This is a genomic window from Aquimarina sp. U1-2, assembly GCF_017897595.1.
GTDB lineage: Bacteria > Bacteroidota > Bacteroidia > Flavobacteriales > Flavobacteriaceae > Aquimarina.
The window spans coordinates 87,761-101,524 of record NZ_JAGKIK010000008.1 but is presented as its reverse complement, the minus strand read 5'-3'; the positions used below and the strand labels follow the sequence as shown (position 1 = coordinate 101,524).

Below are 13,764 nucleotides of genomic sequence, written 5' to 3'. Positions count from 1 at the left end.
AAAAAAAATGAAAAAAATATCGTTATTTATTTTAATTGCAACACTAATTATAGTACCAAATGCTTGCAATGATGATACCATAGACTTGTTACCTGTGCAAATTGCAGAAGAGGAGTTTTATCAGAATGAAGATCAAATGACATCGGCTGTCTTTGGTATTTATGCTAAGCTCACTTTCTTTTATAAGTTTAATGTGGGTAATGGTTTGCAAAATGTAAGATTATTGCCATCAGATGATGTTCGTTTAGAAGATGATCGCGGAGACAGATTTGAAAATTTCATAGGAATTAATCCTTCGGATAATCTTTTATCATTACATTATGAATATAGTTATGAAATGATACAACGCGCAAATACTCTGCTTGAAAAAATAGAAGAAAATGGCAGCTTTGCATATGCATATGCAAATGCCCCCGAATTAGCTAATTTTCATAAAGGGGAAGCATTATTTTTGAGATCTTTAGCCAATTTTAACTTGTGGAATATATTTGGAACTGCACCATTAGTTACGAAACGAATTACTACTGAAGAAGATTTTTTTCCTCCCAATTCGTCTGGAACTGAATTGTTAAGTCAAGCAATTAGTGATCTTCGATTAGCTATAACGCTACTGCCAGAAAACTGGGATGATAATAATACAGGTAGGGCAGATAAAAATGCCGCTAGAGGATACCTATTAAAAAGCTTAGTTTTTAAAGGGACAGTTGATAAAACCGTAGAGGATTTTTTAGAAGCGATTACTGTTTTCAACACTATTACAGGAGCAGCTCTAACAGATAATTACATGGATAATTTTAGTGTTCAACACGAAAACAACATAGAGTCGCTTTTCGAACTTCAGGCAGATGAGAACGCAATTGCAATAAATGGTTGGATTGCATCTGGCACAGATGGAGAACCTGCACAAGGGGATACAGGCACATTTCATGAATTTTTTAGACAATCTGGATTTTTTGATACATATGTTGCTACACCTTCATTAATTAATAGTTTTGACGAAAATGACCCAAGACTTTTGCAAGCTTTTAACAAAGACGCACCTAATGAAAATATTCTCAAATACGTTAAAGATGATGAGTTTGCTACTGGTGCAAATCCTTCTTTTATTTCGATTAATAATCAACGATTATTAAGGTATGCAGATGCTATTCTTTTAGGGGCAGAAGCAATAGTTAGATCTGGAGGAGATCTCAACCAAGCTATAAGTCTTGTAAATCAAATTAGAGAAAGGGCTCGAAATTCTGCTGATTTTACATCTGCAGAACCAGCAGACCTTACATTACCAGCGAGTTCGGAAGAAGCGCTTGAATTGATTTTTAGAGAAAGAAGACTAGAGTTGGCGGCAGAAGATGCCCATCGTTGGTATGACCTCAGAAGAAGATATATTGCAGAAGAAATTGATTTAGAAGAGTTAAACTTTGACTCTAGTGACGCCAGATTTGATTTTCGAGATATAAATGTGAATTTTCCTTTACCTGATAGTGAAGTGATTTTAAGCCCCAATCTTAACCAAAACACAGGATATTAAGATTCGTTTTACCTCGTTTTAGCATTTAGTTATAAAAATGGACAACTAAAAGTTGTTCATTTTTGTGCTAAATCTAAAAAACACGAAGTAATAGCTAACATAAAAAATGTATGAGATTTTTTTTGCTGTCGTTTGTAATAGTCATGACTTCTTGTAGCGATAGCGATAAGGAAAATAAACTTTTTAAAATTATACCACCAGATCAATCAGGGATAATTTTCAATAATTCTATTCGCGAAACAGATTCTCTTAATATTCTGGACTACGATTACCTATACAATGGAGGTGGAGTTGGTATTGGCGATTTCAATCTCGATGGATTGCCTGATATTTTTTTCTCTGGGAATATGAAAAGTAGTGCTTTGTATATCAATAAAGGTGATTTCTTGTTTGAAGACGTAACTAATGAAGCCGGAGTAAAAACTAATCGATGGTGTACAGGAGTTTCAATTGTAGATATTAACAACGATCAAAAACCAGATATTCATGTTACAACAGGTCATAACCCAAATGGAGAAGGGTTTCCGAATTATTTTTTCATTAACGAAACAGAGCCTGGTGGGCCAGTAAAGTTTTCAGACAAAGCTCAGGAGATGGGACTAACTTCGAAAACCTATGCCATTCAGGCGGCTTGGTTTGATTATGATATAGACGGGGATTTAGATTTATTCCTTATTAACAATGCACTAGAGTCGTATCAAAAAAGTGTTCCCTATGGACCCAAAAAGAATAGTGAAGGGAAAAGTACAGATATATTATATAGAAATGATGGTCTAAAAAATAACTTACCAATTTTTACTGATGTTTCTCAAAAAGCCGGTATAACTTTAGAAGGCTGGTCTTTAGGTATAGTTATCTCAGATTTTAACAACGATAATTACCCTGATGTTTACATAGCAAATGACTTCTTATCAAATGATATCTTATACATTAATAATCAAAATGGTACGTTTACCGATAAGGTAAATCAATACACAAAACATCAGAGCCATAACAGCATGGGTGTTGATATTTCAGATATTAATAATGACGGCGCGTCAGATATTATTGCACTCGATATGCTTCCAGAAGATAATCTGCGTCATAAAACTATGTTTGGCGATATTATGTTTCATGGATACGAAGAGGCTCGAAGAAAGGGTTACAATCACCAGTATGTAAGAAATGTACTCCAGGTGAATAATCACGATGGTACATTTAGTGAAATTGGAAATTTTTCTGGCATCTCTGCCACCGATTGGAGCTGGGCTCCACTTATTGCCGATTTCGACAATGATGGCTTGAGAGATGTATATATTACTAATGGATATGTAAAAGAAATTACAGATTTAGATTTTATCGATAACTACAATCACTCTAATATGTTCGGGACGCCCGAAGCAAAAAGATCAAAACTTGTACAACAGTTAAACGGAATGAAAGGCGTCAAAAAATCAAACTTCTTCTTTAAAAACTTGGGTAATAATCAATTTGAGGATCAAACACAATCTTCAGGATTAAAAACTCCTTCTTTTTCTAATGGAGGTGCTTATGTTGATCTCGACCTTGATGGCGATCTTGATTTGGTAGTGAATAATATCAATGCTCCGGCACTAATCATTAAAAACCAGTTAATCGAAAATGAAAAGGTAGATAAGAACTTTTTTAAAATCAAATTCACCCAAGATAGACATGCCTATGGAGCTAAAATTTCTATCTTTTCAGAAAACAAGCAGTGGTATGCAGAAAATTATCCACAAAGAGGCTACTTATCTTCAGTAGATAATATATTACATTTTGGTTTGGGTGAAAAAAAACAAATAGATTCGGTTATTGTGAAATGGATAGATGGCAAAAAGTCCATATTCAAAAATGTTAAAATAAATACAGTAGTTGAAATAGGAAAGAATACATCTATTAATATTGATAGTTCTTCTCAAAATAGACAAACGAATCTATTCCATAAAGTATCTTCTTCAATTCTACCTTATGTTTCACAAGAGAACGATTTTGATGATTTTCGTAAATGGCCACTTCATTTTAGGTCATATAACAAATTGGGGCCTACAATGGCAGTAGGCGATGTAAACAATGATCAACTTGAGGATGTTTTTATAGGAGGATCGATTCACAAAACAGGTAGTTTTTATCTTCAAACCAAAGAAGGTAGTTTTCTTAAACATTCTGTTTTTGATTCGGTAGCAGCATCTTATGAAGATACAGGAAGTTTGTTGTTTGATGCCGATAATGATGGGGATTTAGATTTGTATTGCGTGAGTGGAGGTTCAGAATACTATGCGAGAACAGATAAATATCAGGATCGTTTATATCTTAATGATGGCAAAGCCAATTTTAAGTTAGCACCAGCAGCACTTCCTGAAATTAAAACATTTGGCAGCACTATTATTTCATTGGATTATGATAACGACGGGGATCAAGATCTTTTGGTAGGAGGTAGGGTGATAGCAGACCGATATCCTCAGGCTCCAAGAACATACTTATTGCGTAACGATCAGGGTGTTTTTAAAGATGTCACAAAAGATGAGTCCCCAGAGCTCTTACATCCCGGTATGATTACCGGTGCTGTAGCTACAGATTTAAACAATGATCAGTGGGTAGATTTAATTTTAGTGGGAGAATGGATGCCCGTTTCCATTTATTATAACAATAATGGAAAATTCATAAAAGATAAAACCACAAATGGTTTACAAAATTTGAATGGTTGGTGGAATTGTATAGAAAAAACTGATTTTGATAACGATGGTGATATAGATTTTGTTATAGGTAATTGGGGGTTAAATAACTCATTTAAAGCTTCTTTAGAACAACCATTATCACTATACGCCAAAGATTATGACAATAATGGAGCCATTGAGTCCATTTTTACTAAATACGTCCAAGGAGAAGAATATATAGTGCATCCAAGAAATACATTGACCAAACAATTACCCTTTTTAAGGAACGTGCTCAAAGATTATAAAACGTATGGCGAAACTCCATTTAAAAATATCTTTGGGTCAGAATTACTTCAGGATGCCTTAATTCTGAAAACATATGAATTAGCATCAATAGTTGTTGAGAATCATCATGATGGAACTTTTACATACAAAAAATTACCACCCGAATCTCAATGGTTCCCTGTTTTTGATTTTTTAATTGAAGATGTTGATCAAAATGGTCTTCAGGATATTATTGCAGTAGGTAATTATCATGGCACCGAAGTGCTTAATGGGAGATATGATGCAGGAAATGGAATTGTTTTATTAAATAAAGGAGACATTGCTTTTGAAACTAAGCTATCAAAGGATACGGGCTTTAAAGTGCCCGGAGAAGGAAGATGTATTGCAAAATTAAAACAAAGTAATGGTTTAGAGTTGATTGTAACAGGCGTTCAAAATGATAGTCTACAAATTTGGTCATTAAACAAAACGATAACCCCCAGTAAATAATATGTTTTTAAAACTTGGAATCTTACAAAAGTCGCTTATTCTTATATTTCTTTGTAGTTATTACTTGATTTGTGGTCAGGAAAAGCAAATATCCTTTAGTCTAAAAACAGTTCCCTTTAGCCAGCCAGGATCATTTTACACGATAAAAGAAGTACATAATGAACCCGGAACTCTTGAAATCACAACCGCTAAGCGAAGTGCTGTAACCTATCGTTGGGATCCTGATAAGGCCTGGTCAAATAATATATTCAAGTTACGTTTGATTCGAGATGGAGAATCGGTTTCATATCAAATTACTGTTTCACCTTGGGAACTTGTACTAAAACCTAAATCAGGAAAAGGTCAGGTGAAAATAACCTTAACCAATAAAGAAGATTTTTTATTTCAAATTCAAGATATTGAGGTGGTATTAGAGTCGTACCGTAGTTTAAAAGGAGTACACCAAAGATCGGAAAAAGAGGCAGGTTTTGTTCCTCATTTTTCAAAAACTACAGCCCAACTAAAAATCTTCGGACAAGGGGCGATAAGTATTCAAAACAAGAGTTTTGTTATGCAGGATAACGCCAAGGTTGCGGTTTTAAGATTGTCGGATTTTCCAAAACCATGGGAAGCAAAAGCTCCGAACTATCAAGAAACCATAGCGCAAATAAAAAAAGAATGGAGAAATTGGATGTCTAAAGCTCCAAAAGTTCCCGAAGAATTAGAAGAATCTCGAGATATTGCCTGGTACATTATGCGTAATATGATTGTTGGTCCCTATAATAATTATAGTCGTCAGGCTATATTGATGAGTAAAATGGGAATGAATCAGATATGGGCGTGGGATAATTGCATTAATGCCGTTTCGGTTGCCAAAGCCAATCCTAAATTGGCCTGGGATCAAATCCAGATATTTTTTGATAAACAAACAGAAACCGGTATGATCCCTGACCCAATCAATGATTATACCAACCAATACGGATTTACCAAACCACCCATCCAAGGTTGGGCTATTTTGAAAATGATTGAAATACAAGGAGAGCAGAAAGCTTTACCCTTTGTAAAAGAAGTATACGACCCTATGAGGCAATACATTAATTGGTGGTTCACTTTTAGAGATATTAACGGAAATAGTTTACTAGAATATTTTGATGGAGTAGATTCAGGTTGGGATAACGCTACTGTTTTTGATAAAGGCTGCCCTATCGAGGGCCCGGATTTAGCTGCTCATATGATTATCCAATTTCAAGCCATGGCTAAAATGGCAAAAATGCTCAAAAAGCCTGAAGAAGCAACGCAATGGAAAGAAAAACAAAAATCTCATCTTAAACTATTGCTTAATCGATTTTTAAATAAAAATAATCGATTTGAATACCCAAAAATTGAAGAATCTTTAGCACAAACTGAAAAAAATAAATCATTGATTCGCTATATACCTATAGAGCTGGGAAGTACATTACCTAAAGACATCATTGATGCTTTGGCAGAAGATCTTCTTCCCGGAGGAGATTATATGACGAACTATGGTTTAGCTTCAGAAAGCCCCAAGAGTGCTCATTATGAATCTGATGGCTATTGGAGAGGACCTATTTGGGCACCTTCGACGCTTCTTATTTTTGATGGGTTAGTGAAAGCAGGCAAGAAAGAACAAGCAAAAGAGATTGCGATTAGGTTTTGCAATATGGTAGCAAAAGATAATGGATTCTATGAAAATTATGATGCATTGACAGGAGAAGGCCTTCGGGATAAAGGATATACCTGGACAGCGGCTTCTTTTCTTATCATGGCAGAGTGGTTGGCCAAAAACCAGTGATACATCAAAATAACTTGTTCACTCATTTTTAATTATAGACGTAAATACAAATCAAGATATGGAGCTTCACTTTATTGATATTCTCATTATAATCATCTATTTGATCGGAACCATTTATATTGGGTTTTGGATATCAAAAAAGGCGTCTAGAAGCATAGATTCATATTTTTTGGGTGGCAATACAATACCCTGGTATGTACTTGGAGTTTCAAATGCATCAGGAATGTTTGATATCGCAGGAACCATGTGGTTGGTGTATGTTATGTTTGTCTACGGAATGAAAAGTGCTTGGATTCCTTGGTTATGGCCAGTTTTCAATCAAATTTTTCTAATGATATATCTCTCAATCTGGTTGCGCCGATCAAATGTGCTCACTGGCGCAGAATGGATTAAAACACGATTCGGAACAGGAAAAGGAAGCAACCTTTCTCACATTATTGTCGTTGTTTTCGCATTAGTAAGCGTTATAGGTTTTTTAGCCTATTCTTTTAAGGGTATCGGAAAGTTTGCAGAAGTTTTTCTACCATGGGATTTAACTCCAAACGAATACGCCCTGATATTTATGGGGATCACCACATTATATGTAGTAAAAGGAGGAATGTATAGTGTAGTTTTTACTGAGGTACTTCAGTTTGTCATCATGACTATAGCTTCTATAGCAGTTGGTATTATAGCTATGAATCTAGTAGCACCAGAAACTTTAGAGTCTATGGTTCCCGAAGGATGGAGTGACGTATTTTTTAGTTGGAAACTCAATATGGATTGGTCTGGGTTGTTAGAAGAAGCAAATAATAAAATTGCTAAAGATGGGTATGGGCTCTTTGGAGCTGTATTTATGATGATGCTATTCAAAGGTTTTTTTGTGAGTGCGGCAGGGCCAGCACCTAATTTTGATATGCAACGAATTTTAGCAGCAAAAACTCCTGTTGAAGCTTCGAAAATGAGTTTTATAGTTAATATAGTACTTAATTTTCCCAGATACATGCTAATTACAGGGCTTACAATCTTAGGAATCGTTTTTTTTACTGATGAGTTAAATGCCATGGGACCTGCTATTGATTTCGAACAATTGTTGCCAATGGCTATGCGTGAGTTCGTTCCTGTGGGGTTACTAGGGATACTCATTGCTGGATTATTGGCCGCCTTTATGTCAACTTTTGCAGCTACTGTAAATGCAGCTCCAGCATATATAGTAAACGATGTGTATAAACGATATATAAACCCCGAAGCAGGTTCAAAAAAGTTAGTGACATTAAGCTATATATCATCCTTTTTAGTGGTAGTTATTGGTATCTGTTTTGGTCTGGTCGTAGATTCTATAGATGAGGTTTTACAATGGCTCACTACCGGTTTGTGGGGAGGTTATACTGCTGCGAATGTTTTCAAATGGTATTGGTGGCGATTTAATGGATACGGTTATTTTTATGGAATGGCAGTTGGAATATTTTCAGCGATCACTTTTCCGCTATTGCTGCAATACACCGCATGGGTACCTCAAGGTTTGGGTGCATTCTCCGAATATTTAAACTTTTTGACAGATCCTAATACCCAGCCTATATTCCAGTTCCCACTGATTTTCATGTTTTCGATTATAGGTTGTCTTTTAGGTAGTCTATTAACTACCCCCGAGAATGAGGATGTTTTGAAAAAATTCTATAAAAATGTACGTCCCTGGGGATTTTGGAAACCTATCGATCAAAAAGTTAAAAGTGAAGATCAAAATTTCAAAAGTAACAAAAATTTTGGCCGCGATATGATCAATATTATAGTAGGAATCATTTGGCAAACATCTCTGGTGTTGATTGCGATGTTTCTGGTCACAAGAAATTTTACGTCATTAGGTTTAGCCGCCATAGTAGTTTGTATAACCTCAATTTTTTTGAAATTAAATTGGTGGGATAAAATGCACAAAGAGGAGAAATTAGAAATGGAAAATCTGAAATGAAAAAGTTACTTTATATAGTATTGTTATACTTGTATTTTTGTAACTTCAGTACAGGAATATCTCAAGAATTACCTCTTTTAAAGGTTTCAGAAAGTAAAAGATTCCTTGAAACGGAAGATGAAACTCCTTTTTTCTGGCTAGGCGATACTGCGTGGGAATTGTTTCATCGTTTAAGCTATGAAGAAGCCGAAAATTATATAAAAAATAGAGCGGATAAAGGATTCACGGTTATCCAGGCCGTTGTTTTAGCAGAATTGGATGGATTAACAACACCTAATTTCAATGGAGATTTACCACTTATTAATCAAGATCCTTCAAGACCTAACGAAGCTTATTTGGAACATATAGATAGAGTCATAGCGTTAGCGAACAAACATGGATTATATGTTGGACTACTTCCGACCTGGGGAGATAAATTCAATAAAAAATGGGGAGCAGGGCCTGAAATATTCACTCCAAAAAATGCAGCCGTTTTTGCAGGGATTTTGGCAAAGCGATATCAAGATAAAGGAGTGATCTGGATTCTCGGTGGAGACCGAAACCCCGAAGAAGATGAAGATATACAAATCACGAATGCTATGGCAATAGCTATTCGTAAAGTTGTTAAAGAAAAACAATTAATAACCTACCATCCTCAAGGGGGGTCGAGTTCAGCCGATTTTTTTGGAGATGCCGATTGGTTAGATTTTACACTTTATCAGTCTGGTCATAGTGACGCATACACACCAAACTATAAACAGACCAAGAAAGAATATAATAGAGAAAAGATTAGACCAGTAATTGATGGTGAACCCTGTTATGAAGATCATCCTATTTATTGGAAAGCCGAAAATGGATGGTTTAATGAATTTCATGCCAGGCGAGCTGGATATTGGTCAATGTTAGCAGGTGCTTGTGGACATACATACGGTAATCACAACATTTGGCAAATGTGGCAACCTGAACGGGATCCAATTTCTTCGGCAAGAACTCCTTGGCAGCAAGCGCTAGATTACCCCGGAGCCTTTCAAGCTGGATGGATGAAAAAAATTTTTGAATCTCGCCCATGGCATCAGCTAGTCCCCAATCAGAAAATGATTAAAAGTGGGCCTAATCACGGAGGTGGTGATGTGTTGGCCTCTATTGCTTCTGATCAAAGTTTTGCCATACTTTATATCCCTTATGGTAGCAATATTGAAATTGATTTAAGTCAAATATCTGGAACACAAAAAAGAGCATGGTGGTTCAATCCTAGAATGGGAAACTCAATGGATATAGGAATCATCAGAGAGGATAAAAACTATGTAGTAGATCCACCAGCCGATCCACAGGAAGGAAACGATTGGGTTTTAATTATTGATGATTATTCGAAACATAAAAAACTGCTTTCTAATGAATAAAATTAATTCTACACTTTATTTGTTGTTTTTCACAACAATCATGTTTTCTCAAGTATATGATATTAAAGATTTGGGAGCGAAAGGAGATGGTAAAACAGACGACACAAAAGTCATTCAAGATGCCATTAACAGAGCTTCAAGAGAAAAAGCTAAACTTATTTTTTCTGCAGGAATATATTCTACGGGTATGATTCATTTAAAGAGTAATGTAGAAATTGAAATTCTGCAAGGCGCCACCTGGAAGGCAATTCCGAACTTGTCTTTGTTTCCAGAAATTAAGTCTAATGCTGATTTAAGCCAAAAAGGGGGGTACACAATGAGTCGCCGTGCATTTATTTGGGGAGACGATGTCAAAAATGTAAGCATATATGGTCATGGCACGATTTATCCTAGTGGTGATCAACATGAAGCCTTTCCTATGAAAGAAGAAAACGGAGCAAAACGGCCATATGGAATCTATTTTAGGAACAGCAAAAATATTGTGATTAAAGACCTTCATTTGAGAAATTCTGCCTTTTGGATGTTGCGATTTTATTTGTGTACTGACATAAGAGTTCAGGGTGTTGATCTGTATAATCATGCTAATACAAACAACGATGGTATTGATATTGTAGACTGCCATCGTGTTGTAGTTTCAGACTGTGTGATTGATAGTTCTGATGATGCCCTATGTTTTAAGACCGAGGCTCCTTTTGGTACTGAAGATGTGGTAGTGACCAATTGTATCTTGAGTTCGACCGCTTCAGCGCTTAAATTGGGTACAGGGTCTTTTGGCACATTCAAAAGAATGGTAATGAGCAATATCGTAATTCGACCTACACGAGCAGAAAAAATAATTCACAACCTAAAAGTAGAAAAAGGAATTGATGGTATTGCAGTCATGAGTGTCGATGGAGCTGATATTGAGGATATTCGATTTTCCAATATTAGTATCAAAGGCGTCTTAGCCCCAATTTTTGTACGCTTAAATCAAAGACATAAGGTAACTCATTCCGAATATAAAAATGTCAAAATTACCCCGGGAACAATTGATGGGATCCATTTTTCGGATATCAGTGCAACAGATTGTGGGCCTATTGCTTCTAATATAGCAGGATATCCAAATCATCCTGTAGAAAATATTACATTTCGTAATATTAATATATCACTTTCAAAAACTGGCACATCTGCAGATATTAACAAAGAAGTACCCGAAAATGATCGGGGTTATCCTAATGCTATGATGTATGGAACAAATCTCCCTGTTTTTGGATTGTATTTTCGTCATGCCAAAAATATCATTCTAGACAATATAAATTTGATTCCTGCAATAGGAGAAACTCGAAAACCAATCTACTTTGAAGATGTAGAAACTGTTTTGATAGATAATTTATATCAAAACTTTAAACCCATTTCAGCTTCAGATATCATTCAAAATAAGGTAGTAGGATTTAAAATAACAGATTGATGAAATATTTAATAATTCTAGTTTTTTCGATATTCACCATGTTGTCCTGTAGTGAGGAAAAACATCGCAAAACAGAAAAAATTAGCAACCAGGTTGATCAACTTATTCAGAAGATGTCTCTAAAGGAAAAAGTGGGTCAGCTCAATATGCTAAAAGGATTGTATAGCACAGATATTTATGAGCAAGAAACTGATCTTGAAAAAGCAATTAAAGCAGGACAAGTGGGCGGAATTACTCCGTACACGGACATGGAACAACTGATAAAATGGCAAAAAACAGCTGTGGATAGTTCTCGATTGGGGATTCCTTTATTTTTTTCTTTTGATGTTGTACACGGATACCAAACGATGTTTCCTATTCCGTTAGCACAATCGTGTAGCTGGGATCTTAAAGCTATCGAAAATGCTGATCGGATAGCCGCGATTGAGGCATCTGCTTCAGGGATAAATTGGGTATTTGGACCAGTACTTGATCTTTGTCGGGATGCCAGATGGGGGCGTAATATGGAAACAGCTGGAGAAGATGCATATCTTGCCTCGCAGATTGCTAAAGCTCGAGTTCGCGGATATCAGGGTAAGAACCTAAAGGATAGTCTTACGGTAATGGCATGTGCTAAACATTTTGCAGGTTATGGAGCTGTAGAGGGTGGTCTAGATTATAATGCTGCCGAAATTTCAGAACGGCATATGCGAGAATATCATCTAAAACCTTTTAAAGCAGCGGTAGAAGAAGGTATAACCACGGTGATGAATGCTTTTAATACTGTAAACGGAATCCCAAGTACGCAAAATGACTTTTTACTCAAAACGATTTTACAAAACGAATGGAGTTTTGGAGGGTTTACAGTCTCTGATGCAAATTCAATTTACGAATTGATTCCACACGGTGTTGCTAAAGATCAAAGAGAAGCAGCTATAAAGTCCTTTAAATCAGGTTCTAACACAGATCTTTGGAGCGAAATTTATATGCAGGAACTTCCTAAGCTTATAGAAGAAGGAGTAATATCAGAACATCATATTAACGAAGCTGTTCGACGTGTTTTAGAATTAAAGCAAAAGCTAGGCCTTTTTGAAGATCCCTACCGTTATTTAAACCCACAACGACAGAAGAAATTTTTAGGAGCTGAAAACCATCGAAAAGCTAGTCGAGAATTGGCAACAAAATCATTTGTCTTATTAGAGAACAAAGATGCGATACTTCCGTTAGACTTAAAAAAATACAATTCAATAGCCTTAATTGGTCCTATGAATGACAGTCGAGAGTTTAGAGATCTTGTAGGTAATTGGGCAGCACGAGTCAAGGTAGAAGAAACCGTAACTATCGTAGACGCCTTCGAACAACGTATACGACCCGAAATCAACTATACGCAAACTGCAGGCTGCGGGCATTGGGGAAAATGTAAGGAAGATCAAATAAGAGAAGCAGTTACATCACTACAAAATTCAGATATTGGTATTGTAGTTTTGGGCGAAAATGGATATTCATCTGGCGAAGGTGGAAGCAAAACAGATGTTACTTTACCGGGTAACCAAGAAGAGCTTATAAAAAAACTGGCAGCTACTGGGAAACCTATTATTTTACTAGTAATGGCTGGTAGACCTTTAGTACTTACTGAAATTAATGAAGAGGTTGATGCTTTGATGCTTTGCTGGCAACCTGGCACCGAAGCCGGTAATGCCATAGTTGATATGCTCTTGGGAGAAGCGAATCCTTCAGGAAAATTAACGATGAGTTTTCCATACCATCAAGGTCAGGTTCCGATCTATTACAATCATTTGAATACAGGCCGACCTCCCAAGAATCCTGAAGATAAGCGCTGGGGAATCACAAAATATAGTGATGCACCACGAGAACCTTTGTATCCCTTTGGATATGGACTCAGTTACACAAGTTTCGAAATAAAACCACCAGAATTGAGCCATAGTCACATCAAAAAGTCAGATACTTTAAAAGTTTCAACCGTTCTAAAAAATACTGGGGATCGGTTGGGCGCAGAAGTAGTTCAGCTCTATATTAGAGATTTAGTGGCATCTGTTGCTCGTCCTATTAAAGAACTTAAAGCCTTTAAGCGTATTGTGCTGAAACCTGGGGAGGAGCAGGTAGTTACTTTTCAAATTACTGAAGAGGATCTAAAATTTTGGGATATTAATATGAATTTTATCGCAGAACCGGGTCAATTTGAAGTATACATAGGAAACTCATCTCATCATCTTAAAAAAGTAAGCTTTACTTTAAAACCCTAGCT

7 protein-coding genes are annotated in these 13,764 nt (G+C 36.1%); all 7 read left to right on the top strand.

Annotated elements, in window-relative coordinates:
* Positions 1 to 7: 7 nt before the first annotated feature.
* The 7 genes from J8281_RS11860 to J8281_RS11830 all read left to right on the top strand — a co-directional run bounded on the left by J8281_RS11860 (position 8) and on the right by J8281_RS11830 (position 13,762).
* Positions 8 to 1,528, top strand: a complete 1,521-nt coding sequence (locus J8281_RS11860) for a RagB/SusD family nutrient uptake outer membrane protein (RefSeq protein ID WP_210197845.1) — start codon at positions 8 to 10, stop codon at positions 1,526 to 1,528.
* 110 nt (positions 1,529 to 1,638) lie between these two features.
* The gene (locus J8281_RS11855) at positions 1,639 to 4,956 is read left to right on the top strand and encodes a VCBS repeat-containing protein (RefSeq protein WP_210197844.1); all 3,318 of its coding nucleotides are present in this window, start codon (positions 1,639 to 1,641) and stop codon (positions 4,954 to 4,956) included.
* Position 4,957: 1 nt separating this feature from the next.
* On the top strand, positions 4,958 to 6,748 hold the full coding sequence (locus J8281_RS11850) for an amylo-alpha-1,6-glucosidase (protein ID WP_210197843.1): 1,791 nt from the start codon (positions 4,958 to 4,960) through the stop codon (positions 6,746 to 6,748).
* A gap of 58 nt (positions 6,749 to 6,806) precedes the next feature.
* Positions 6,807 to 8,693, top strand: coding sequence for a sodium:solute symporter family protein (locus tag J8281_RS11845; RefSeq protein WP_210197842.1), 1,887 nt, complete (start codon positions 6,807 to 6,809; stop codon positions 8,691 to 8,693).
* The gene (locus J8281_RS11840) at positions 8,690 to 10,072 is read left to right on the top strand and encodes a glycoside hydrolase family 140 protein (RefSeq protein ID WP_210197841.1); all 1,383 of its coding nucleotides are present in this window, start codon (positions 8,690 to 8,692) and stop codon (positions 10,070 to 10,072) included. The genes J8281_RS11845 and J8281_RS11840 overlap by 4 nt, the downstream gene beginning before the upstream one ends.
* Positions 10,065 to 11,519, top strand: coding sequence for a glycoside hydrolase family 28 protein (locus J8281_RS11835; RefSeq protein ID WP_210197840.1), 1,455 nt, complete (start codon positions 10,065 to 10,067; stop codon positions 11,517 to 11,519). The genes J8281_RS11840 and J8281_RS11835 overlap by 8 nt, the downstream gene beginning before the upstream one ends.
* Positions 11,519 to 13,762, top strand: a complete 2,244-nt coding sequence (locus tag J8281_RS11830; RefSeq protein WP_210197839.1) for a glycoside hydrolase family 3 N-terminal domain-containing protein — start codon at positions 11,519 to 11,521, stop codon at positions 13,760 to 13,762. The genes J8281_RS11835 and J8281_RS11830 overlap by 1 nt, the downstream gene beginning before the upstream one ends.
* The last annotated feature ends 2 nt before the right edge of the window (positions 13,763 to 13,764 follow it).

What these genes read in the sequence shown, in the direction of transcription:
- J8281_RS11855 (WP_210197844.1), top strand. Translation starts at nt 1,639, where the DNA reads ATGAGATTTTTTTTGCTGTCGTTTGTAATAGTCATGACTTCTTGTAGC.
- J8281_RS11845 (WP_210197842.1), top strand. Translation starts at nt 6,807, where the DNA reads ATGGAGCTTCACTTTATTGATATTCTCATTATAATCATCTATTTGATC.
- J8281_RS11860 (WP_210197845.1), top strand. Translation starts at nt 8, where the DNA reads ATGAAAAAAATATCGTTATTTATTTTAATTGCAACACTAATTATAGTA.
- J8281_RS11835 (WP_210197840.1), top strand. Translation starts at nt 10,065, where the DNA reads ATGAATAAAATTAATTCTACACTTTATTTGTTGTTTTTCACAACAATC.
- J8281_RS11840 (WP_210197841.1), top strand. Translation starts at nt 8,690, where the DNA reads ATGAAAAAGTTACTTTATATAGTATTGTTATACTTGTATTTTTGTAAC.
- J8281_RS11850 (WP_210197843.1), top strand. Translation starts at nt 4,958, where the DNA reads ATGTTTTTAAAACTTGGAATCTTACAAAAGTCGCTTATTCTTATATTT.
- J8281_RS11830 (WP_210197839.1), top strand. Translation starts at nt 11,519, where the DNA reads ATGAAATATTTAATAATTCTAGTTTTTTCGATATTCACCATGTTGTCC.